Origin of the sequence: Rathayibacter sp. AY1B6 (assembly GCF_002932755.1) — a bacterium.
In the GTDB taxonomy this organism is placed as follows: Bacteria; Actinomycetota; Actinomycetes; order Actinomycetales; family Microbacteriaceae; genus Rathayibacter.
Genome location: NZ_PSWL01000014.1, coordinates 41,144 through 61,338, shown reverse-complemented (window position 1 = coordinate 61,338; position 20,195 = coordinate 41,144). Strand labels below are relative to the sequence as shown.

Below are 20,195 nucleotides of genomic sequence, written 5' to 3'. Positions count from 1 at the left end.
CCCCCGGAGGCCGTCGTGCTCGAAGTCGTCCTCGTCCTCGCCCTGATCGCCCTGGTCGCGGTCGTCGTGCTGTGGCGCCGCGCCGTCGGCGCCGAGCGCCGTGCCGCCGCGAGCCGTGCGGAGGAGGCGGCGCGCGTCGTCCGCCTCGAGCTGGCGGTCGGCGAGCAGGAGGCGAGACTCCGCATCGTCGGCGAGCTCGAGCAGCTCGCGGTCCGCAGCGCCGCGCACGTCGTCGAGGAGGCCGAGAGCGTCCGGCTCACGATCGACCGCGACCCCGCCGCAGCCGCGCGGTCGGCGCAGCGTGCCGTGCGGGCGGCCGAGGCCTCGCTGGCGCAGCTGCGCCGCATCGCGACCATCGCCTCCGTCGATCCGGGGGAGCTGCCGCGCACCGGCGGATCCGCCCCTCTGATCGAGGGTGCCCGCGAGCGCGGCCTGAGCGTCCGCGAGGAGTCGTTCGGCGAGCCGTTCCCGCTGCAGGACGGCGCCGAGGTGGCCGTGCTCCGGGTGCTCGAGTACGCCTTCGACTCGGCGCTGGAGACCGGCGGCGCGGGGACCGAGGTCCGCATCAGCTCCCGGTGGACGACCACGGGCCTGCGGGTGGAGGTCGACGACGACCGCGAGCAGCACGGCGCGGCGGAGCAGGACGCCAGCGCTCTCGAGGCGGACCTGCGCTCGCTCACCGAGCGCATCGACAGCCCCGCGCTCGCCGAGCTGCGCGAGCGCGCCGCCCTCTTCGGCGGCGACGTGACCGAGAAGCGGACGCCCGGCGTCGGCCGGAGCGTCACCGCCTCGTTCCCCGCGATCCGCCACCACAACGGCGTGCACGGGGTCGACCTGTCAGGGTTTCCCGGCTAGTCCGACAGGGCCCGCTTCGCGGAACGCACCTCCTCGGGAAGCCGATCGCGAGCAGTGAGGCCGCCCGCCCGCCGCCCGAGTCCGCAGGAGTCGTCGCACTCGCGCTCGAGTGCGACGACTCCTGCGTTCTCGCGGCCCGAGTCAGTCCTCGAGGTGCTCCACGCCGGGCAGCCACGAGACGCCGGGTCCGCCCCAGCCGCGCTTGCGGGTGATCTTCGCGACCGGCTTGTGGTAGTCGTGCTCGAGGCGGTCGATGTAGAGCACGCCGTCGAGGTGGTCGAACTCGTGCTGGAACACTCGGGCGAACCAGCCGTCCGCGACGATCTCGAACGGCTCCTGCTCGAGGTCGACCGCGCGGAGGATCGCGCGCTCGGAGCGGCGGAGCGGGAAGCGCTCGCCGGGGAAGGACAGGCACCCCTCCGACTCCGTGTCCTCGTCCGCCTCGCCGAGCGGGGTCGGCGTGACGTACAGCTCGGGGTTGATCGCGACGCCGCGGCGGGGGGTGCCGTCGTCGTCGGCGTAGTCGTAGACGAACAGGCGCAGCGGGACGCCGACCTGCGGGCCGGCGAGGCCGACTCCGGGGGCGGTGTCCATCGTCTCGAACATGTCGGCGACGAGGGTGCGCAGCGCGTCGTCGAACTCGATGACGGGGGCGGCGGGGGAGTGCAGGACGGGGTCGCCGGCGATGCGGATGGGGAGGACGGCCATGGGGGACAGGGTACCGCGGGGCCGCCGACCGGGTCCGCGAGGATCATCCGCTGGGCTCAGACCCTCACCCGTGCGTCGGAGGACTCCCGGAGGCGTTCTGGGTAGGGTCGACCCCATGCCCGCCGATCTCGCCGAACTCCTCAACGACCCGGCGAAGTTCATCGGCATCCCGATCGCCCTCGTGGGCGCGGTGTTCCTCTCCCTCGGCGCGCAGTTCCAGCACCGCGGAGTGGCGAAGGTGGAGCGGTTCTCGAAGCGCTCCGGCTCCTCCGGGCTCAGCGGCGGCCAGCTGGTCGCGCTGCTCTCGCGCCCCTCGTGGGTGATCGGCACCCTCCTCCTGGGTCTCGCGATCGTCTTCCAGCTGACCAGCCTCGGCTTCTCCCCGCTCATCGTGGTGCAGCCGCTCGGAGCGGTGGCGCTCGTGATCACCGCGGTCGTGAACGCACGGGTCAGCAGGGTGCGCCTGAACACCGCGTCGATCCGGGCGATCGTCCTCTGCGTCGGGGGCGTCGGCACGTTCGTCCTCGTCGCGGCCTTCAACGCGGTGGACAAATCGATCCAGACGCCCGAGCTCATCACGATCCTCGTGATCCTCGCCGTGGTGCTCACGGTCTTCGTCATCGCCTTCCGCGTCTTCCGCCGCGGAGCGAAGGCGATCTTCTACATCGTGGGCGCCGGAGTGGTCTACGGCTTCGTCGCGACGCTCGCGAAGGTCGTGCTCAACCGCATCAAGTACGGCGAGTTCGACCCGCTGACGGTGGTCTGCATCGTGGCGCTCCTGGCCGCCACGGCGCTCGGCGGGTACTTCGTGCAGAACGCGTACTCCTCCGGCCCGCCGGACCTCGTCGTCGCGGGCCTCACCGTCATCGACCCGCTGGTCGCCGTCGCGATCGGCATCGTCGTGCTCGGGGAGGCGCAGTACGCGGCACCGTGGGCGATCCCGCTCTTCATCGCGGCCGGTGCCGTCGCCATCTACGGCGTCTTCCTCCTCGCCAAGCACCACCCGCAGGCGCGCTGACGGCGCGGGATCCCGGGTGGTGAGGACTCCTCTGCCTACAATGGGTCCGCGCCGAGAGCCACGAAACCGACCGACCTCCGCCGATCGCTCCCTTCTCTCCCCGAGCGGCACGACACCGATAGGACCTCCCGTGTCAGATCCCCGCGACGCGTCCCGACCGGGATCGCCCGACTCCCGACCGCTGACGGTCGTGATCGGCTGCGACACCTTCGCCCCCGACGTGAACGGAGCCGCGAAGTTCGCCGAGCGCCTCGCCGCCGGTCTCGCGCAGCGCGGCCACGAGGTGCACGTCGTCGCCCCCTCGGCCGACGGCTGGAGCGGCACCCGGGTCGAGACGCACGAGGGCCAGCGGATCATCGTGCACCGCCTCTACAGCTGGCGCTGGTACCCGCACGACTGGCTGCGCTTCGCGATGCCGTGGCGGATCCGGCAGAACAGCGCGCGCATCCTCGACGAGGTGAAGCCCGACGTCGTGCACTTCCAGTCGCACATCATCGTCGGCCGCGGCCTCGGGATCGAGGCGGCCAAGCGCGGCATCCGCATCGTCGGCACGAACCACTTCATGCCCGAGAACATGCTCGAGTTCACCCTCCTGCCGAAGGCGGTGCAGGCCAAGGCCGTGGCGATGGCGTGGCGGGCCGCGCGCCGCACCTTCGGCCGGGCCGAGGCGGTCACCACGCCGACCCGCAAGGCCGCGCAGTTCCTCGAGAAGTACACGGGCCTCCGAGGCGTCCACTCGATCTCCTGCGGCATCGACGCCGACAACTACACGCCCGACTTCGAGGCGCGCGCCGGCAACTCGATCCTCTTCGTCGGCCGGGTGACCGGCGAGAAGCACATCGACGTCCTGCTCCGCGCGGTCGCCCTGCTCGACCCGGCGCTCGACGCGAAGCTCGAGATCGTCGGCGGCGGCGACCAGATGCGCAACCTCCAGCAGCTCGCCACGACCCTCGGCATCGCCGACCGTGTCCGCTTCACCGGCTACGTCTCGGACGCCGATCTCAAGGAGGCGTACACCCGCGCCACCGTGTTCGCCATGCCGTCCATCGCCGAGCTGCAGAGCATCGCGACGATGGAGGCGATGGCCTCGGCCCTCCCCGTCGTCGCCGCCGACGCGATGGCCCTCCCGCACCTCGTGCACGACGGCGAGAACGGCTACCTCTTCGCTCCGGGCAGCGCCGAGGCCCTCGCCGAGCGCCTCACCGCCGTGCTCACGGCCGACCGGGAGGACTTCGAGGCGATGAAGCGCGCCTCCCTCCGCATCGTCGCCGCGCACGACATCAACCGCACGATCAGCACCTTCGAGAGCCTGTATCGTGGTGAGCCGGTGGCCGTTCCGGCCTCCGACGCAGCGTCCGCACCCGCCGCCACCTGACGGCCGCTCGGACGGCCGCCGCGGGGCGTTAGCTCAGCCGGTCAGAGCAGCGGACTCATAATCCGTCGGTCACGGGTTCAAGTCCCGTACGCCCTACTCCGCTCCACCCGCAATGGTCCCTTCCCTCCAGTGCCGGGTCGGGCATCGAGCTGATGCCGGTCCCGTCGGAGCGCGCGGGTCGTCCCGCGATGGCCCCGTCGTGCCGACGGGCCGTGCCTCAGGACGGCGCCGACGCGGTCCTCGCCGGTACGCCGACCGCGGACGAGTCGGAGGCGACGTCGCGGACGACGACGGCGCCGGCTCCGATCCGCACACGGTCGCCGACGGTCACGTCCCCGACGATCGTCGCGCGGGCGCCGATGTAGACGTCGTCGCCGATGACGGGGGTCCGGCCCTTCGACTCGCCGATGGTGACGCCGTGGTAGATGAACGCGTTCCTCCCGATGACCGTGCGCGGGTGCAGGATCACACCGCGGCCCCAGTGGGGGAGACGCAGGCCGGGCCCGACCTGAGCGGTCGGCGGCAGCTCGGCTCCGACGATCATGCGGGTCCAGACGAGGTCGGCGAGGCGGTAGACGAGGTGGAGGGGGAGTCTGGTCCTCCGAGAGCTCGAGTACTGCCCGAGTCGGAGGACGAGGACGGTGAGCCGGTCGGAGGCGTGGCCCTTGGCGGCCAGGTCCGCGCGGACGACGGCTCGGAGTTCGGCGAGATCCATGCTCCCAGTCTGGGTGGGAGCCTCGCGGGCGGGGCCGGGCCGTCGGAGATCGTCCGAGGCGTGGCGAGCATTCGCGAGCGGACGACGCGGTGGCGCCATGCGCTAGCACGTCCCGACGCGCCGCGCCCGTACTGGCCGCTCCCCGCTCGACGTGATTGCCTGATCCTGTGCCTGACCTTCCGATGTTCCCGCTCGGCTCCGTGCTCCTGCCGCACATGCCGCTCCCGCTCCGGCTGTTCGAGCCGCGGTACCTGCGGATGCTCGGCGACGTCCTCGAGGACGAGACCCTCGCGTTCGGCGTCGTGCTCATCGAGCGCGGCCAGGAGGTGGGCGGCGGCGACCAGCGGTTCGCGGTCGGTGCCCGCGCGCGCATCCTGAACATCGACGGGGCGGAGTCGTTCGTCACGCTCGACTCGGTCGGCGAGGAGCGCTTCGAGGTCGTCCGCTGGTACGAGGACGACCCGTACCCGCGCGCCGAGGTCCGGCTCCTGCCCGATCTGGAGTGGGACGAGAAGCACGCCCCCGCGCTGGCCGCGGCGGAATCGGCGGTCCGCACGGCACTGGCGGTCGCGAGCGAGTTCGTCGAGCAGCGCTACGGCGCGGTCGTCGAGCTCGCCGAGGATCCGGCCGCGCACGCCTGGCAGCTCGCCGGCGTCGCACCGGTCACCGAGCTCGACCGGCTCGCGTTCCTCCGCAGCTCCACCATGGAGGAGCTGCTGGAGTCGGTCCGGGAGCGCTCCGCCGAGGCGACCGAGTCGTTCCGCGCCGGCTGGGCCTGAGCCCTGTACCGCGTGCCGCCGTCCTGCGGCCGGCCCGTCAGTCCTCGAGGCTGACGCCGCGCTCCTCCGCCAGCGTGACCAGGTCGTCGACGACCACGAGCGCCATCCGCACCGAGCGGTCGCGGCGGTACTCCTCGTCGTCCGGGTCGATCCGAGAGGTGCGGTCGAGGGTCTCCTCGATCGACTGCGCGAGTTCGCGCCACGCGTCCTGACGGGCGTCGTCGACGAGCCTCGCGAGGTACTCCTCGTCCTGTGCCCGCCTGTGGAGGGAGTCGGCGACGAGGAGCGAGAGCCGCTCGCGGTGGTCGAGGTTGTCGACGTCGGCCGAGCGGTAGTCGTGCACGTGGTCGGAGCGGCCGCCCACCGAGGTCACGTCGGCGGCGATGCCGCGGAGGCGCTCAGCGGCCGCCTCGGACTCGCGCGCCAGCTTCTCGAGCTCCTCCGCGGCGACCACGGAGTAGCGGCCCGAGTCGAAGGGGACGTCGGCGCCGAGGCCGTCCATCAGCACCCGGTTCTTCACGGCCATCCGGCTCGCGTACTGCGCGAGCATCAGGCCCTCCTCGGCGGCCTCCTCGACGGAGGCGGGCTCGCGCGACGGGTTCTCATCGGGGTCGTACGGCTCCATCTTGAACCTGCGTCGACGCCGGAACCACACGTGCGTCACCTACATCCCGGAGCAGGCGCCCCGCCCGCCGGAGCACCCCTTCGAGAGTACCCGGCGGGCGGGCGCCGTGGTCGGCGGCTCAGGCCTCGCGCCAGTCGTCCTGCCGGAGGTGGGAGCCGGCCTGCGGCCCCATCTGCAGCATCCCGCCGTCGACGACGTACGAGGATCCGGTGATGTAGGAGGCGGCGGGAGAGGCCAGGAAGGCGACCACCGCCGCGATCTCGCGGGCGTCGCCGGGGCGGCCGAGAGGGATGCCGGGGCGGTCGAGCGTGAAGGGGTCCACGTCCTCGGCGTCGTTCATCGGCGTGGCGATCTCTCCGGGGGCGACGGCGTTGACAGTGATGCCGAGGGAGCCGAGCTCGAGCGCGGCGACCTTCAGCAGCCCGCCCAGCCCGTGCTTGGCAGCGGTGTAGGCGACGGAGCCGACCCGCGGCTGGTGCTCGTGGACACTGGTGACCGCGATGATCCTGCCGCCCGTGCCCTGTGCCGCCATGCGCCGCGCGGCGCGCTGGAGGCAGACGAACGCACCGTCGAGGTTGAGGGCGACGGTCGAGCGCCAGCTGTCGAGGCTCTGCTCGAGGAAGGGCTCGCCCCCACCCCCGCCCGCATTGCTGACGGCGACGTCGAGCCCGCCCAGTCGATCCGCGAGGTCGTCGATCACATCGCCCGCGCCCTCCAGATCCGTCGTGTCGAGGCGCGCGATCTCGGCGCGCCGGCCGAGGGAGCGCACCTCCTCCGCTGTGCCCTGCGCGCCCTCCTCGTCGCTGTGCCAGGTGATGCCGACGTCCATTCCCGCCTCGGCCAGTGCCACCGCGGTCGCCCGGCCGATGCCGGAGTCCGAGGCGGTCACCAGTGCACGGGTGGGCCGGAAGTCCCGAGGTCCCTGAGTCATGTCGTCTCCTGTCTCGATCGAGCCGCCGATCCGGCGGACACGGATCGATCCCATCAGCGGCTCCGGAGCGCTCGGGAGCCGGTTGACAGGTCCGGGCTCGCGCGTGACGCGTGGCGGTGTCCCCGCTGAGCGCCCCGATCGCGTTGACTGGGCGGATGGATCACCGGCGCATCTCGGTCGTCGTCCCCGTGAAGGACGACGCCCGCCACCTCGAGCAGCTGCTCGAGCTCCTCCGCGAGCAGACGCTCGCTCCGTTCGAGATCGTCGTCGTCGACGACGGCAGCACCGACGACAGCGCCGCCGTCGCGCGGGCGGCGGGCGCGCGGGTGGTGCGGCACGACGGCGCCGGGATCCCGGCGAGCACGGCGCACGGCTTCGACGAGGCGCACGGCGACGTCCTCGCGCGGCTCGACGCCGACTCCCGCCCGGGACCCGACTGGCTGGCGCGCCTGGCCGGCCACTTCGCCGATCCCGAGGTCGGAGCGGTGACCGGTCCCGGACGCTTCGACGAGCTCGGTCCGATCGCCCGGGTGATCGCGCGGGTCGCCTACATGGACGCCTACTTCGTGCTGATGGGGTCGGCGCTGGCCAACTGGCCGCTCTTCGGCTCGAACTGCGCCGTCCGCCGGTCGGCGTGGGAGGAGATCGCGGAGGAGATGCACCGGCACGACGCCTACGTGCACGACGACGTCGAGATCAGCGTGCACCTGGGACTCCGGCACCGGATCGTGCTCGACCGCCACCTCGAGGTCGGCATCTCGGCGCGCCCGTTCGGCGCCTTCGCCGACATGCTCCGCCGCTTCGACCGCGCTCTGCACACGCTGGCGCGGCACCCCGGGATGGGGTCGTCCCTGCAGCGCTGGACGCACCGGGTGCGTCGGACCCACCGCGACCACCTGCGGGCGACGGCCGCGGCGCGACGCGAGGGCTAGGCGCGCTCGGACGCGGGGCGCCCCTCCTTCGGCATCGCCCAGACCGCGGCGAGCATGCCCACGGCGAGGACCGTGAGCGCGATGCAGACGAAGCGGGTGCCCTCGGCGAGGTCCGCCGGTGCGGGGACGCCGCCGCCCGCCTTCGCGTTCACGATCGCGCCGAAGACGGCCACGGCGACGGCGCTGCCGATGTTCCGGGCGAAGAAGTTGGTCGAGGAGACCACTCCGCGCTCGTTCCAGTCGACGCTCGACTGCGCCCGGATCAGCGTCGGAGTCGCCACGAGCCCCATGCCGGCGCCGATCAGCACGCAGAAGCCGGCGATCTCCCACAGCGTCGAGGAGGAGCCGAGCAGGATGGTCAGCGCCGTGCCGATCACGACGAGCCCCGCTCCGAGGAAGCCGGTGTTGCGGAAGCCGATGCGCAGGTAGAGCCGGCCCGACAGGCTCGCCGCGACCGGCCAGCCGAGCGTCATCGCGGCGACGGCGAAGCCCGCGCCGAGGGCGGAGCTGCCGAGAACGCCCTGCGCGAAGGTCGGGAAGTACGAGGTGACGCCGAGCGTGATCGCGCCGACGGTCACCGAGACGAGGCTGGTGGAGATCAGCACGCGCCGCGTGAGGACCCAGAGGGGGAGGACCGGGGCTGCCGCACGCCGCTCGATCGCGACGAAGCCGGCGAACGCGAGGGCCGAGACGACGAACACGCCGACTCCGGCGGGGGAGAGCCACGGCCAGGCGCTGCCGCCCTCGAGCAGTCCGAGGATGAGCAGCGCGGTGCCGACGGCGAGCACGGAGGCGCCGGCCACGTCGATCCGCTGCTTCTCGCCCCGCGTGGTCTCGCGGAAGCTGCGGATCAGGAGGAACGCCGCCAGGAGGCACAGGGGGATGTTGACGAGGAAGATGCCGCGCCAGGCGCCCAGGTCCGAGAGCACGCCGCCGAGGGTCGGCCCGACGACCGAGGAGATGCCCCAGACGCTCGCCAGGTAGCCCTGGGTCTTCGCGCGTTCGGCGACCGTGTAGATGTCGCCGGCGATGGTGATGCCCATCGGCTGGATCGCTCCGGCCCCCAGTCCCTGCAGAGCCCGGAACGCGATGAGCGCGGGCATGCTCCAGGCGAGGCCGCACAGGAGCGAGCCGACCAGGAACAGCGCGATGCCGATCAGCATGATGGGCTTGCGCCCGATCACGTCGGCGAGCTTGCCGTAGAGGGGGACGGAGACGGCCTGGGCCAGCAGGTAGATCGAGAACAGCCAGGGGAACTGCTCGAAGCCGCCGAGGTCGGCGACGATCGACGGCACGGCCGTCGAGAGGATCGTGGCGTCGAGGGCGACCAGAGCGGTCGAGATCATCAGGGACAGCAGGATCGGGCCGCGCTCCGAGCGCAGTCCGACACTCGCGCGGGTGGGGGCGTCGGTCACTCTGTCCAGGCTATTCCATAGCCGGGGGATGGAAGCGGGGCGGAGAGGATCCGCTCCGGGGCTCGGTAGACTGGCGGCATGGAACTCGTTCTCTGGCTCGTCGTGTCCGCCATCGCCGGTGTCGGCCTCGTCTCCGGTGTCGCGGCTCTCATCGCCATGACGCGGGCTCCCTGGTCGGCCGACAAGTAGCCTCCCGGCCGGCCTCGCGCCGGCACTACTCGTAGATCCGCACCACGCTCCACTGCGGATCCGTCGACGCGACCACGTCGAGCACGAACGCTCCGCCGGTCTCGAGGTCCGTCGCCTGGAAGCGCCAGCCGCCGATGCTCACCGGCGTGCGCCCGAACGTCGGTGGGAACCCCTCGAGGGGCGCCCACCACTCGCTCGTGCAGGTCCACACCGTCGGCCGGTCGGTCACGCGGTAGCTCCCGCCCCGCCACTCGAGCGCGATCGGCACTCCCTCGCCGTCGGTCGAGACCAGCGCCGTCTCGTCGATCACCGCCATCGTCGTGCTCCCGTTCACTCGCCGGACCCGGTTGGCCGTTCGAACATGTGTTCGATAGTCTGCGAGTGTACGCCGCGGCGCTCGTGCTCGCCACGGCCGCGGATCGACCGGTGGGAGGCGCGATGATCGAGTGGAGTCCGCTCCAGATGCTGCGCAGCAGCGGGCAGGACGAGTGGGTGATGGTCGACGCCCTGCGCACCGGCAGGATCGGCCTGGTGCGCCGCATCGAGACCGGCCCGTACCGCGAGACCTGGTTCCGCGCGGTCACCTGGGCGGCCGAGCCGGAGAAGCGGACGCTCGTGGGCTACTCCCGCTCGATGGACACCATCGCGGCCGCCCTGTGGGCCCATCAGCCGCCGACGGCGCAGGAGAAGCCGTTCCCCGGCTACCCGCCCTCGCGGCCGTCGTCGTGACTCCTCCCGCGATCAGGGGCCCGGCCGTCCCCGCGACGGCGGCCTCCGTGTCCGCCACGGGGGAGAATGGCCCGATGCTCCTCGCACTCGTCGGCGGCCCCACCGGGGCGTGGCGGGCGGTCGACCCCGTCGGCGGCGCCGAGGCCGGGAGCGGTCGGGGTCCGGGCGAGCTGGCGGCGTTCGTCCGGGAGCGGGAGCCGGAGCGCCCGCGCTGGGTGTGGGACGACACCGCGCGGTGGTACCCCGCACTGCTGTCGGCCGGGGTGGTCGTCGCCCGGTGCCACGACCTCCGGCTGGCCCGCGCGATCCTCCGCCGATCCGTCGCCGCCGCCGGATCGGCTCTCGCGCGCTCGCCCCTCGACCCGTGGGACGCGGGAGCCGCAGCCCCCGCCGCGCTGGACACGCTGATCGGGTTCGAGGAGGCGGCGGGCGGCTCCGACGAGCTCGACCCCGTCCTCGAGCTCGCCCGTCAGGAGGAGGCGCTCGCCGGCGCCGTCGAGGCCGGCCGGCTCCGCCTGCTGCTCGCCGCCGAGTCCGTCGGCGCGCTGATCGCGCGCGAGATCGCCCATGCAGGACTGCCCTGGCGCGCCGACGTGCACGACCGGGTGCTCACCGGGATGCTCGGCCCCCGCCCGCTCTTCGGCGGCCGCCCGGCCAGGCTGGAGGCGCTGGCCGGCCGCCTGCGCGACGCGCTCGGCGCGCCCGAGCTCAACCCCGACTCGCCCGCCGAGCTCCTCAAGGCGCTGCGACGCGCGGGACTGCCGGTCGAGTCGACGCGCTCCTGGGAGCTGCAGTCCATCGAGCACCCCGCGGTGCCGCCGCTCCTGGAGTACAAGAAGCTCTCCCGCCTCCTCACCGCCAACGGCTGGGCCTGGCTCGACGCGTGGGTGCGCGACGGGCGGTTCCGCCCGGAGTACGTGGTGGGCGGCGTCGTCACCGGCCGCTGGGCGACCTCGGGCGGAGGGGCGCTGCAGCTGCCGCGGCAGATCCGCGCCGCGGTCACCGCGGACACGGGCTGGAGCCTCGTGGTCGCGGATGCGGCGCAGCTCGAGCCGCGCATCCTCGCCGCGCTCTCGGGCGACTCGGCCATGGCCGCCGCGGGGCGGGGCCGCGACCTCTACCAGGGCATCGTCGACGCCGGCGTGGTCCCCGATCGACCGCGGGCGAAGGTCGCGATGCTGGGGGCGATGTACGGAGCGACGAGCGGCGAGGCCGGGCGGCTGCTCCCGAGGCTGGCCCGCGCCTACCCGCGCTCGGTCGCACACGTCGAGGCGGCGGCGCGGGCGGGGGAGCGCGGCGAGAGCGTCTCGACGCGGCTCGGGCGCAGCTCGCCTCCCGGGCCCGAGGGGCTCTCGACCGATGCGGCGCGAGCGCGCGAGTGGGGGCGCTTCACCCGCAACTTCGTGGTGCAGGGGACCGCGGCCGAGTGGGCGCTGTGCTGGATGGGCGAGCTGCGGGCACGACTGCGAGCTGAGGGCGGCGCGGTCGGCCGGGCGCACCTCGTCTACTTCCTGCACGACGAGGTGATCGTGCACGCTCCCGCCGACGCCGGCGAGCGGGTCGCCGCGATCGTCCGCGAGGCGGCGGTGCGCGCCGGACGCTCGCTCTTCGGGGAGGGCGAGGTCGACTTCCCGGTCACCGTCGCCGTGGTCGACTCCTACGACCAGGCGAAGTGAGGCGCGGGCTCAGTACCAGTGCGGCGAGCGGCTGTTCCAGCTCGACCACGCGTTGCAGGGCGAGCCGTAGGCGCTCTTGATGTAGGAGAGCCCCCAGTCGACCTGCGTCGCCGCGTTCGTCTGGTAGTCGGCTCCCGAGTTGGCCATCTTGCTCGCCGGCAGGGCCTGGGGGATGCCGTAGGCGCCGGAGGAGCGGTTCAACGCGTTCCAGCGCCATCCCGACTCGCCGTTCCACAGCGGGATGAGGCATCGGTCGACCTGGTCCGCGCCCCAGCCGAAGCGGCCGACGGCGGTGCGGGCGTAGGCCTGGGCCTGCGCGGGGGAGAGGCCGTCGGTGCGGCCGGCGTAGGTGCCGAGGGCGGCGATGGTCTTGGCGGAGCTGTTGCGCGCGCCTGTCGGGTCGTCGTCGCCGAGCTCGACCGGGCCGCCGCCGCCACCGCCTCCGCTGTTGGAGGGCGCTGCCGGAGCCGCGGCCGCGGCGGGGGCCGACGCCGCGCGCTGGCGGGCGGCCTCGGCCTCGGCGGCGAGGCGGGAGAGGCGCTGCTGCTCCTCGAAGGCCGACTTCGCGTCCTGGCCGTCGGCGTACTCCCGCTCGACCTCGGCGGTGGTGTTCTTGAGCGAGGCGAGCTGGGTGTAGAGCTCCTGGCTGTACTTCTCCTGGTCGGCGACCTTGGCGTCGGCCTCGGCCTGAGCGGAGCGGGCGGCCGAGAGCGCGTCGGCCGCGGCAGAGGCGAGGGAGACGCGCTCGCCCCGGGCCTGCTCGGCCTGGGCGGCGAGGGAGACGGCCTGGTTCTCGGTCGACTGCGCCGCGGTCTGGAGCCGGCTGGTCTGCTGGGTGAGCTGCGTCATGGTGCCGAGGCGGTAGAGCAGCTCGCTCGACGCGTCGCCGCCGATGAGGAGGTTCAGCGTCGCATCGGTCCCGCCGTTGCGGTAGAGCTGCGCGGCGAGGCGGCCGGCCTGCTCCTTCGCGGCGTCGGCGTCCGAGCGGGCGGCGGAGGCCCGCTCCTCCAGGGCGCTCACGCGCTGGGTCGCCTCGTCGAGAGCGCTCTGCGCGGCGTCCGCCTCGGCGGCGCGGCTGATGGCGGCGTCGGTGAGAGCGGCGGCCTGGTCGCGCAGGTCGGCGAGGAAGGCGGTGATGCGGTCGACCTCGGCGGCGGTGGCGCTCTCGCTCGACTTCGCGGCTTCGACATCGGACCACGAGGGGTAGTCGGACGGGTCGTAGGCGGCGGACGCGGAGAGCGGTGCGGCGAGGGCGGCGCACAGGACGAGGACCGTGCCCGCTCCGGCGGCGACGAGGCGCCGGCGCGCCCGGGAGGGGACGCGGAGACCGAGGGGGGTGCGGGACATGCGAACCACCCTAGGCGACGGCACCCGTGCCTGTCTCGTCCCGGCTCGAGGCGCGACGGCCCCGGCGGGGACGCTCGAGGGCGTACCCGCGGACGCCCCGTCCCGGCCCGTCGCCCGTGAGCTCGTCGCGGGCCGCCACGAGGAGGCGACGCAGGGACTCCTCCCGCACGCGGGCGGCGATCGCGGCGAGGCGGCGCTGCGGGTGCGGGTCCTCCTCCTCCGCCTGCTCGTCGGCGGTGGCGGGCAGCGCGCTCTCGTACGCGTCGAGGACGGCGGCGAGGTCGGCGCCGGACAGGCTCGACGCCAGCATCACCCGGTCGAGGACGTCGTCCCAGTCCTCCTCCGGGGACGCTCCGTCACCCGTCAGCCAGGCGGCGGCCTCCGTGCGGCCCTCGTCGGTGAGCGCGTGCAGGGGGAGGCCGTCGTCGGTGGACCCGGCCGAGACGACGAGGCCGCGCTCGCGCAGGCGCTCGAGCGTCGAGTAGATCTGGCCGACGTTGACCCGCGGCCGGTGCGCGGCACGGTCGAGGAGCTCGGCGTGCAGCTGGAGGCCGTAGGCGGGGCCGAGCGTGAGCAGGGCGAGCAGGCCGTCGCGGACGGACACGGTGCTCCTCCCGGCGGGCGTCTGGCGGTGTGCGGCGTCCGGCGGCGCGGACGACCCGAGTATAGGCAGGAGCCGGACGCGGCCGGTCGAGCAGGCGCGGCGAGCCGCCTTGACGGAGGTCCGCCGCTCCTGCATGATCGGGCGTGGTGGCACGTCCGCCGTCATAATCGAAGAAGGCGCACCGCAGAGTGTTCCGTGGTCCGGGTCGTTGGGGAAGACGCACCGGGACGAACGGAGGACACCATGGTGGCGCAGCAGACTCGGGGTGTGCTCTTCGTGCACTCCGCCCCCCGCGCGCTCTGCCCCCACCTCGAGTGGGGGACAGGTCGCGCTCTCGGTCGTGCCGTGAACTTCGCCTGGATCGAGCAGCCCGTGCTCCGCAGCACGCTGCGCGCCGAGTTCGCCTGGGAAGGCCCTGTCGGAACCGGTGCGGTCATCGCGTCCGCCCTCCGCGGCTGGGCCGACGTCCGCTACGAGGTCACCGAGGAGCCCTCGCCCGGCGTCGACGGCGGCCGCTGGATGCACACGCCCGAGCTCGGCATCTTCTACGCCCAGACCGACAGCGCGGGCAACACCGTCGTGCCCGAGGACCGCATCCGCTCCGCCATGGAGCTCGCCGGCGCCGACCCCATCGAGCTGCACCGCGAGCTGCGCCTCGCCCTCGGCCAGGCCTGGGAGGACGAGCTCGAGCCCTTCCGCTACGGCGGCGATTTCGCCCCCGTCGTCTGGATGCACGGGGTCGGGTGAGCTGATCCGACGCCGTTCCCTGTGCGGCGTCGCGCGGTCGGCTCGGGGAGGTGGTCGGCTTCCGTAGGGCGTCTCGCGTTCGGCGACGCGGATAAGCTGACGATCGTCGGATACGCCTCGCGGGTGCTGCTCGCGCCTCAGGCATCGGCGACCTGGACGTCGGCAGGGGCCACACGAGCCGGCAGAGGGCGGCGTGGTCCTTGCGCGGTCGCCCGCACCGATGTTCTGCACGACACGATCGGACCGAGCCGCGGCGAAGCCCGCGCTCCCCTCGAGCTCAGCTGCGTGAACCGAAGCGTCCGACCCGAGTCGCGGCGAAGCCCGCGCTCCCACTCGGACAGCTTCCGTGATCGGAGCATGCGACCCGAGTCGCGGCGAAGCCCGCGCTCCCACCAGCACGGTGTGGCCACCAGCGCCGACCCGCACGGTGGTGCAGGTCCCTCGCGACACGAGGCGTATCCGGGGATCCGCGTTCCAGCGGATCACCGTCGCCGCACCGCACCGGCCCTCGGAGACCCGACCCCCCTCCCCAGCGGACGCGCCTGCGCCGCGCAAGGAGCGGCGCAGCCCGCTCTCCGAACGGTGGAGCGGGGCTACGCCCCGCTACACCGTCCGGAAAGCGGCAACAGCATTGTGCCCCCCGAACCCGAACGAGTTCGAGATGGCGACCAGCGGTCCGTCGCCGAGGGCGCGGGGGCTGGTGACGACGTCGAGGAGGATCTGGGGGTCCTGCTCGAAGAGGTTGATGGTGGGAGGTGCGGTGCGCTCGTGGAGGGCGAGCACGGTGAAGATGGCCTCGAGCGCGCCGGTGCCGCCGAGGAGGTGGCCGGTGGCCGCCTTGGTCGCGGAGACGGCGATGTTCGGGAGGTGGTCGCCGAAGACGCGCAGCAGGGCGCGGTACTCGGCGATGTCGCCGACCGGGGTGCTCGTCGCGTGGGCGTTGACGTGGGTGACGTCGGTGAGCGCTGCTCCGGCCTGCTCGAGGGCGCCGATCATGGCGCGGGCGGCGGCGGAGCCCTCGGGGTCCGGTGCGGTGATGTGGTACGAGTCGCTGGTGACGGCGCCGCCGGCGAGCTCCGCGTAGATGCGGGCTCCGCGGGCGAGGGCGTGCTCCTCGGTCTCGAGGATGAGCGTCGCGGCGCCCTCTCCGAGGACGAAGCCGTCGCGGGAGACGTCGTAGGGGCGCGAGGCGGTCGCCGGGTCGTCGTTGCGGCGCGAGAGTGCCTGCATCGACGCGAAGGCGGCGATCGGGAGCGGGTGGACGACCGACTCCGTGCCGCCGGCGATGACCACGTCGGCGAGGCCGAGCTGCATGTGCTCGTAGGCGTTCGCGAGGGCCTCGGTGCTGGAGGCGCAGGCCGACACGTCGGTGCGGGCGTAGGCGCGGGAGGGGATGGCCATGCTGATCGCGGCGGCGGCCGCGTTGGGCATGAGCATCGGGATGGTCATCGGCAGGACCCGGCGGGGACCGCGCTCGCGGAGGGTGTCCCACGCGTCGACGAGGGTCCAGAGGCCGCCGATGCCGGTCGAGTAGTCGACGCCCACGCGGAGCGGGTCGACGTCGGTGATGCCGGAGTCGGCCCAGGCCTCGCGGGCCGAGATGAGCGCGAACTGGCTGGAGGGGTCGAGGCGCTTCGCCTCGGGGCGGGAGAGCACCTCCTCCGGGCGCACCTTCGCCTGGGCGGCGAAGGTGACCGGGATGTCGTACTGGGCGACCCAGTCCTGCTCGAGGGAGCGGACACCTGATTCGCCGGCGAGGAGTGCGTTCCAGGACTCCCGGGCGGTCCCGCCGAGGGGAGTGCTGGCACCGATTCCGGTGACGACGATCTTCTTGGTCATGACGAGCTTCTCTGTTCCGTGGGGATGGGTGCCGGGCTCACCCCGGCCGACGGTCGCCGGCCGGGGTGTCCGCCACGAGGACGGGGTGCGCGGGCGTCGACTACTCGGACGCCTTGACGATGAAGCGGACCGCGTCGCCGACCGTCTTGAGGTTCTTGACCTCGTCGTCCGGGATCTTCACGTCGAACTTCTCCTCGGCGTTGACGACGATGGTCATCATCGAGATGGAGTCGATGTCGAGGTCGTCGGTGAACGACTTGTCCATCTCGACGGAGTCGGTGGCGATGCCCGTCTCGTCGTTGACAAGCTCGGCCAGGCCGGCGAGGACTTCTTCGTTGGACAGTGCCATGGTTCTCTCCTTGGGGGTTCTTCGGGTGTTCGTCAGTGACCGTAGGTCAGTTTAGGGGTGGGGTCGCGCCGGTCAGGGGAGCACCACGACCTGCGCGCCGAACACCAGTCCGGCGCCGAAGCCGATCTGCAGCGCGAGTCCGCCGTGCAGCTCCGGGTGCTCCTCGAGCAGGCGGTGGGTGGCGAGCGGGATCGACGCGGCGGAGGTGTTGCCGGTGGTCTCGATGTCGCGGCCGATCGCGACGGTCTCGGGCAGCTTCAGCTGCTTCGCGAGCTCGTCGATGATGCGCATGTTCGCCTGGTGCGGGATGAAGGCGGCGAGGTCCTCGGGCTGGACGCCCGCCTCCGCGAGCGCCTGCTTGGCGACCTTGGCCATCTCCCAGACCGCCCAGCGGAAGACCGACGGGCCGTCCTGGCGGAGGGTGGGCCACTCGGCGGTGCCGTCGCGGTAGGCCGCGAGCGGGTTGTCCATGCCGACGGTGTCCCACTTCGAGCCGTCCGATCCCCAGACGGTCTTCGAGATGCCGGCGGAGTCGCTGGGGCCGACGACCGCGGCGCCCGCGCCGTCGCCGAGGAGGAAGGAGATGCTGCGGTCGGTCGGCTTGACCAGCTCGGACAGCTTCTCGGCTCCGACGACGAGCACGTACTCGGCCAGGCCGGAGCGGATGAAGGAGTCCGCCTGGGCGATGCCGTAGGTGTAGCCGGCGCAGGCGGCCGAGATGTCGTAGGCCGGGGCGGGGTTCGCGCCGATGCGGTCGGCGAGGAGCGCGGCCAGCGACGGGGTCTGCACGGTGTTGCTGATCGTGGAGACGAGCACGACGCCGATCTGGTCCGGGCGGATGCCCGCCTTCTCGATCGCTTCGAGGGAGGCGGCGGTCGCGAGGTCGACCGCGTGGACGTCGGCGGAGGCGCGGCGGCGCTCGATGATGCCGGTGCGCTGGCGGATCCACTCGTCGGAGGAGTTGATCGGCTCGATCAGGTCGTCGTTCGGGACGACGAGGTCGCCGCGGGCCGCGCCGATGCCGAGGATCCGGGTGTACGCGCTGCCGCTGGACTGGGTGAGGGAAGGGGTCGTCATGGGGTCTCTCCTGCTAGGCGGCGTGCTCGTCGAGGAAGGCGCGGGCGGCGTCCACGTCGTCGGGGGTCGTGATGGCGATGCTCGGCACGCCCTTGAGGCCGCGCTTGGCGAGGCCGACCAGCGCGCCGGCGGGTGCCAGCTCGATGATCCCGGTGACGCCCGCGTCGGCGAAGGCCGCCATGCAGAGGTCCCAGCGGACGGGGGAGGCGACCTGGCCGACGAGCAGCTCGAGGAACGCGGCGCCGGAGTCGACGACCGACCCGTCGCGGTTCGTCCAGAGCCGGAGCGTCGGGTCGGAGGGGGTCAGCCCGGAGGCGACGCCGGCGAGGGAGTCGCGGGCGGGCGCCATGTAGCGGGTGTGGAAGGCACCGGCCACCTGCAGCGGGATCACGCGGGTCCCGCGCAGCGGCTCCGCCTTGAGGGCCTCGAGCGCGTCGACCGCCCCGGCGACGACGATCTGCCCGCCGCCGTTGTAGTTGGCCGGCTCGAGGCCGAGCTCGTCGAGCCGGGTGATCAGGGCCTGCTCGTCGCCGCCGAGGACCGCGCTCATCGCGGTCGGCTCGGCGGCGGCCGCAGCGGCCATGGCGCGGGCGCGCTCGCGGACGAACACCAGCGCGTCGGCCTCGGTGAGGACTCCGGCTCCGGCGGCCGCGGTGATCTCGCCGACCGAGTGGCCGGCGATGCCCGCGATGCGCTCGCGGCGTCCGCCCTCGAGGAGGGCGGCGAGGCTCACGAGGCCCGCGGAGACGATCAGGGGCTGGGCGACCGCGGTGTCGCGGATGGTGTCCGCGTCCGAGACGGTGCCGTGCGCGGCGAGGTCGATGCCGACCGCCTCCGAGTGCGCGGCGACCTGCTCGGCCACGGAGGGGATCTCGAGCCAGGGCGCGAGGAATCCGGGGGTCTGGGAGCCCTGACCCGGGGCGACGACGACGATCACGGTATCCAGTCTTCCGATCTGCGCCCGCTCGTGCGGCGCGTGGAGCCACTGACAAAGCACAAAGAGCTTGTCGCGGGTCTACAAGTGTTCAGGGGTGGGGGGTTCAGCGAGCAGGGAGCTTCAGTGAGCAGGGAGCTTCAGTGAGCAGAGGGCTTCAGTGAGCAGAGGGGCTCAGCGGCGGGACGGCTTCCGGCGGACGGCGCCGTCCGGGTCGCTCATGGAGCCGAGGATGAGGGCGGACTGGAGGATAAGCGCCTCGCGGGCGCCCGTCGCGTCCCAGCCGATCACCTCGGCGACCCGCTTGAGGCGGTAGCGCACTGTGTTCGGATGCACGAACAGCTCGCGGGCGGTCGCCTCGAGGGAGCGGCCGTTGTCGAGATAGGCCCACAGCGTGGTCAGCAGCTCGGTCGAGTGCTTCTGCAGGGGCCGGTAGATCTGCGTGATGAGGCTCTGCCGGGCGAGCGGGTCGCCGGCGAGGGCGCGCTCGGGAAGGAGGTCGTCGGCGTTGACCGGTCGCGGTGCGTTCCGCCAGGAGCGGGCGACCGCGAACCCCGCGAGTGCCGCGCGGGCGCTGCGGGACGCTTCGACCAGGGTCGGCACCTCGTGGCCGAGGACGAGGTGGCCCGTCCCGAAGCCGGGCTCGAGCGCCTCCGCGATCTCGAGGAACGCGACCGGCGGACCGGTCTCCTCCGTGGCGTTCTCGCTCGGCTCGGCGCGGCCGATGACCAGGACGAGACGGCTGCCCTGCACGCCGATCAGCACGTCGGCGTCCATGTGCCGGGCCGTGCGGCGCAGCTGGTCGACGTCGAGCATCTTGGGAGCGGTGCCCACCAGGACGGCGACCTCGCCGTGGCCGTGCCAGCCGAGGGCGGCGATGCGGCTGGGCAGCTCGTCGTCGGCCTCGCCCGTGAGGATCGAGTCGACGACCAGCGCCTCCAGGCGCGCGTCCCAGAGACCGCGGGCCTCGGCGGCGCGCGCATAGACGTCGGCCGCGGCGAAGGCGATCTCGCGCGAGTAGAGCAGGATCGCCTCGCGGAGGTCCTCGCCGCCGTTCTTGATCCGGTCCTCGACGACCTCGACGGTCACCTTGATCAGCTGCAGCGTCTGCGTCAGCGACACGGAGCGCAATAACTCGCGGGGAGCTGCTCCGAACACGTCCGCCGCGATCCACGGCGTGGCCGACGGGTCGTCGAACCACGAGATGAACGACGTGATACCGGCCTGCGCGACGAGGCCGACCGCCGAGCGCCGGCCGGGGGGCATGCTGCCGTACCAGGGCAGCGTGTCCTCGAGGCGCTTGATCGTCTGGGTCGAGAGCTCACCGGCGAGGGTGCGCAGCCAGGCGAGG

General features: G+C 73.1%; 21 protein-coding genes and 1 tRNA gene. 9 read left to right on the top strand and 13 right to left on the bottom strand.

Features of this window, described 5'->3' with window-relative positions; all coding sequences use genetic code 11:
- Window positions 1-15: 15 nt before the first annotated feature.
- Window positions 16-855, top strand: a complete 840-nt coding sequence (locus C5D08_RS09335) for a hypothetical protein (protein ID WP_104305124.1) — start codon at window positions 16-18, stop codon at window positions 853-855.
- 141 nt (window positions 856-996) lie between these two features.
- On the opposite strand, the gene def is transcribed toward C5D08_RS09335, so the two are convergent.
- Entirely contained in the window at window positions 997-1,563 is a 567-nt protein-coding gene (gene def, locus C5D08_RS09330; RefSeq protein WP_104276803.1) for a peptide deformylase, read from the bottom strand.
- A 115-nt stretch (window positions 1,564-1,678) separates the two neighbouring features.
- On the opposite strand from def, the gene C5D08_RS09325 reads away from it, so the two are divergent.
- The 3 genes from C5D08_RS09325 to C5D08_RS09315 all read left to right on the top strand — a co-directional run bounded on the left by C5D08_RS09325 (window position 1,679) and on the right by C5D08_RS09315 (window position 4,052).
- Entirely contained in the window at window positions 1,679-2,581 is a 903-nt protein-coding gene (locus tag C5D08_RS09325; RefSeq protein WP_104276802.1) for a DMT family transporter, read from the top strand.
- A gap of 130 nt (window positions 2,582-2,711) precedes the next feature.
- Window positions 2,712-3,956, top strand: a complete 1,245-nt coding sequence (locus C5D08_RS09320) for a glycosyltransferase (protein ID WP_258067373.1) — start codon at window positions 2,712-2,714, stop codon at window positions 3,954-3,956.
- Window positions 3,957-3,978: 22 nt separating this feature from the next.
- A tRNA-Ile gene (locus C5D08_RS09315) sits at window positions 3,979-4,052 on the top strand.
- A 121-nt stretch (window positions 4,053-4,173) separates the two neighbouring features.
- On the opposite strand, the gene C5D08_RS09310 is transcribed toward C5D08_RS09315, so the two are convergent.
- Window positions 4,174-4,671, bottom strand: a complete 498-nt coding sequence (locus C5D08_RS09310; protein WP_104351027.1) for a serine acetyltransferase — start codon at window positions 4,669-4,671, stop codon at window positions 4,174-4,176.
- A 167-nt stretch (window positions 4,672-4,838) separates the two neighbouring features.
- On the opposite strand from C5D08_RS09310, the gene C5D08_RS09305 reads away from it, so the two are divergent.
- On the top strand, window positions 4,839-5,450 hold the full coding sequence (locus C5D08_RS09305; RefSeq protein ID WP_244229436.1) for an LON peptidase substrate-binding domain-containing protein: 612 nt from the start codon (window positions 4,839-4,841) through the stop codon (window positions 5,448-5,450).
- 37 nt (window positions 5,451-5,487) lie between these two features.
- Here C5D08_RS09305 and C5D08_RS09300 read toward each other — a convergent pair whose 3' ends face one another.
- Together C5D08_RS09300 and C5D08_RS09295 are read right to left on the bottom strand one after the other, a co-directional pair.
- Window positions 5,488-6,075: a hypothetical protein gene (locus tag C5D08_RS09300; protein ID WP_104276799.1), complete on the bottom strand. Its 588-nt coding sequence runs from the start codon at window positions 6,073-6,075 to the stop codon at window positions 5,488-5,490.
- A 118-nt stretch (window positions 6,076-6,193) separates the two neighbouring features.
- Window positions 6,194-7,006 carry an SDR family oxidoreductase gene (locus C5D08_RS09295; protein ID WP_104276835.1) on the bottom strand — a complete coding sequence of 271 codons (813 nt, stop codon included), beginning with the start codon at window positions 7,004-7,006 and terminating at the stop codon, window positions 6,194-6,196.
- Between the two features lie 155 nt (window positions 7,007-7,161).
- Here C5D08_RS09295 and C5D08_RS09290 point away from each other — a divergent pair, with 155 nt between their 5' ends.
- Complete coding sequence (locus tag C5D08_RS09290) at window positions 7,162-7,938, top strand: glycosyltransferase family 2 protein (RefSeq protein ID WP_104276798.1); 777 nt, start codon at window positions 7,162-7,164, stop codon at window positions 7,936-7,938.
- On the opposite strand, the gene C5D08_RS09285 is transcribed toward C5D08_RS09290, so the two are convergent.
- Window positions 7,935-9,284 carry an MFS transporter gene (locus C5D08_RS09285; RefSeq protein WP_104276834.1) on the bottom strand — a complete coding sequence of 450 codons (1,350 nt, stop codon included), beginning with the start codon at window positions 9,282-9,284 and terminating at the stop codon, window positions 7,935-7,937. The two genes, C5D08_RS09290 and C5D08_RS09285, sit on opposite strands and share 4 nt — an antisense overlap.
- Before the next feature lie 283 nt (window positions 9,285-9,567).
- Window positions 9,568-9,876 (bottom strand): hypothetical protein, encoded by a 309-nt coding sequence (locus C5D08_RS09280; protein ID WP_146086074.1) that lies wholly within the window; start codon window positions 9,874-9,876, stop codon window positions 9,568-9,570.
- Between the two features lie 104 nt (window positions 9,877-9,980).
- Between C5D08_RS09280 and C5D08_RS09275 the strand changes: the two genes are divergently transcribed.
- Both C5D08_RS09275 and C5D08_RS09270 read left to right on the top strand, forming a co-directional pair.
- On the top strand, window positions 9,981-10,271 hold the full coding sequence (locus C5D08_RS09275; protein ID WP_146087936.1) for a hypothetical protein: 291 nt from the start codon (window positions 9,981-9,983) through the stop codon (window positions 10,269-10,271).
- 74 nt (window positions 10,272-10,345) lie between these two features.
- Window positions 10,346-11,947 carry a bifunctional 3'-5' exonuclease/DNA polymerase gene (locus C5D08_RS09270; RefSeq protein WP_104276795.1) on the top strand — a complete coding sequence of 534 codons (1,602 nt, stop codon included), beginning with the start codon at window positions 10,346-10,348 and terminating at the stop codon, window positions 11,945-11,947.
- A 9-nt stretch (window positions 11,948-11,956) separates the two neighbouring features.
- On the opposite strand, the gene C5D08_RS09265 is transcribed toward C5D08_RS09270, so the two are convergent.
- Entirely contained in the window at window positions 11,957-13,294 is a 1,338-nt protein-coding gene (locus tag C5D08_RS09265; protein WP_104276794.1) for a hypothetical protein, read from the bottom strand.
- A gap of 10 nt (window positions 13,295-13,304) precedes the next feature.
- Entirely contained in the window at window positions 13,305-13,898 is a 594-nt protein-coding gene (locus C5D08_RS09260) for a PadR family transcriptional regulator (RefSeq protein WP_181110088.1), read from the bottom strand.
- 243 nt (window positions 13,899-14,141) lie between these two features.
- Here C5D08_RS09260 and C5D08_RS09255 point away from each other — a divergent pair, with 243 nt between their 5' ends.
- The gene (locus tag C5D08_RS09255; protein WP_104226674.1) at window positions 14,142-14,645 is read left to right on the top strand and encodes a DUF3145 domain-containing protein; all 504 of its coding nucleotides are present in this window, start codon (window positions 14,142-14,144) and stop codon (window positions 14,643-14,645) included.
- 603 nt (window positions 14,646-15,248) lie between these two features.
- Here C5D08_RS09255 and C5D08_RS09250 read toward each other — a convergent pair.
- The 5 genes from C5D08_RS09250 to C5D08_RS09230 form a co-directional block, all read right to left on the bottom strand.
- Entirely contained in the window at window positions 15,249-16,484 is a 1,236-nt protein-coding gene (locus tag C5D08_RS09250; protein ID WP_104276792.1) for a beta-ketoacyl synthase, read from the bottom strand.
- 100 nt (window positions 16,485-16,584) lie between these two features.
- Window positions 16,585-16,833, bottom strand: coding sequence for an acyl carrier protein (locus C5D08_RS09245; RefSeq protein ID WP_104223463.1), 249 nt, complete (start codon window positions 16,831-16,833; stop codon window positions 16,585-16,587).
- Window positions 16,834-16,905: 72 nt separating this feature from the next.
- Window positions 16,906-17,910: a beta-ketoacyl-ACP synthase III gene (locus tag C5D08_RS09240; protein ID WP_104276791.1), complete on the bottom strand. Its 1,005-nt coding sequence runs from the start codon at window positions 17,908-17,910 to the stop codon at window positions 16,906-16,908.
- A 13-nt stretch (window positions 17,911-17,923) separates the two neighbouring features.
- Window positions 17,924-18,847, bottom strand: a complete 924-nt coding sequence (locus C5D08_RS09235) for an ACP S-malonyltransferase (RefSeq protein WP_104276790.1) — start codon at window positions 18,845-18,847, stop codon at window positions 17,924-17,926.
- A gap of 171 nt (window positions 18,848-19,018) precedes the next feature.
- Complete coding sequence (locus C5D08_RS09230) at window positions 19,019-20,185, bottom strand: CdaR family transcriptional regulator (protein WP_181027189.1); 1,167 nt, start codon at window positions 20,183-20,185, stop codon at window positions 19,019-19,021.
- Window positions 20,186-20,195: the final 10 nt, after the last annotated feature.

Excerpts from the sequence above, each read along its gene's own strand:
- C5D08_RS09290 (WP_104276798.1), top strand. The coding sequence starts at position 7,162 with ATGGATCACCGGCGCATCTCGGTCGTCGTCCCCGTGAAGGACGACGCC.
- C5D08_RS09295 (WP_104276835.1), bottom strand. The coding sequence starts at position 7,006 with ATGACTCAGGGACCTCGGGACTTCCGGCCCACCCGTGCACTGGTGACC.
- C5D08_RS09270 (WP_104276795.1), top strand. The coding sequence starts at position 10,346 with ATGCTCCTCGCACTCGTCGGCGGCCCCACCGGGGCGTGGCGGGCGGTC.
- C5D08_RS09310 (WP_104351027.1), bottom strand. The coding sequence starts at position 4,671 with ATGGATCTCGCCGAACTCCGAGCCGTCGTCCGCGCGGACCTGGCCGCC.
- C5D08_RS09255 (WP_104226674.1), top strand. The coding sequence starts at position 14,142 with ATGGTGGCGCAGCAGACTCGGGGTGTGCTCTTCGTGCACTCCGCCCCC.
- C5D08_RS09300 (WP_104276799.1), bottom strand. The coding sequence starts at position 6,075 with ATGGAGCCGTACGACCCCGATGAGAACCCGTCGCGCGAGCCCGCCTCC.
- C5D08_RS09265 (WP_104276794.1), bottom strand. The coding sequence starts at position 13,294 with ATGTCCCGCACCCCCCTCGGTCTCCGCGTCCCCTCCCGGGCGCGCCGG.
- C5D08_RS09285 (WP_104276834.1), bottom strand. The coding sequence starts at position 9,284 with ATGATCTCGACCGCTCTGGTCGCCCTCGACGCCACGATCCTCTCGACG.
- C5D08_RS09250 (WP_104276792.1), bottom strand. The coding sequence starts at position 16,484 with ATGACCAAGAAGATCGTCGTCACCGGAATCGGTGCCAGCACTCCCCTC.
- C5D08_RS09325 (WP_104276802.1), top strand. The coding sequence starts at position 1,679 with ATGCCCGCCGATCTCGCCGAACTCCTCAACGACCCGGCGAAGTTCATC.
- C5D08_RS09245 (WP_104223463.1), bottom strand. The coding sequence starts at position 16,833 with ATGGCACTGTCCAACGAAGAAGTCCTCGCCGGCCTGGCCGAGCTTGTC.
- def (WP_104276803.1), bottom strand. The coding sequence starts at position 1,563 with ATGGCCGTCCTCCCCATCCGCATCGCCGGCGACCCCGTCCTGCACTCC.
- C5D08_RS09240 (WP_104276791.1), bottom strand. The coding sequence starts at position 17,910 with ATGACGACCCCTTCCCTCACCCAGTCCAGCGGCAGCGCGTACACCCGG.
- C5D08_RS09275 (WP_146087936.1), top strand. The coding sequence starts at position 9,981 with ATGATCGAGTGGAGTCCGCTCCAGATGCTGCGCAGCAGCGGGCAGGAC.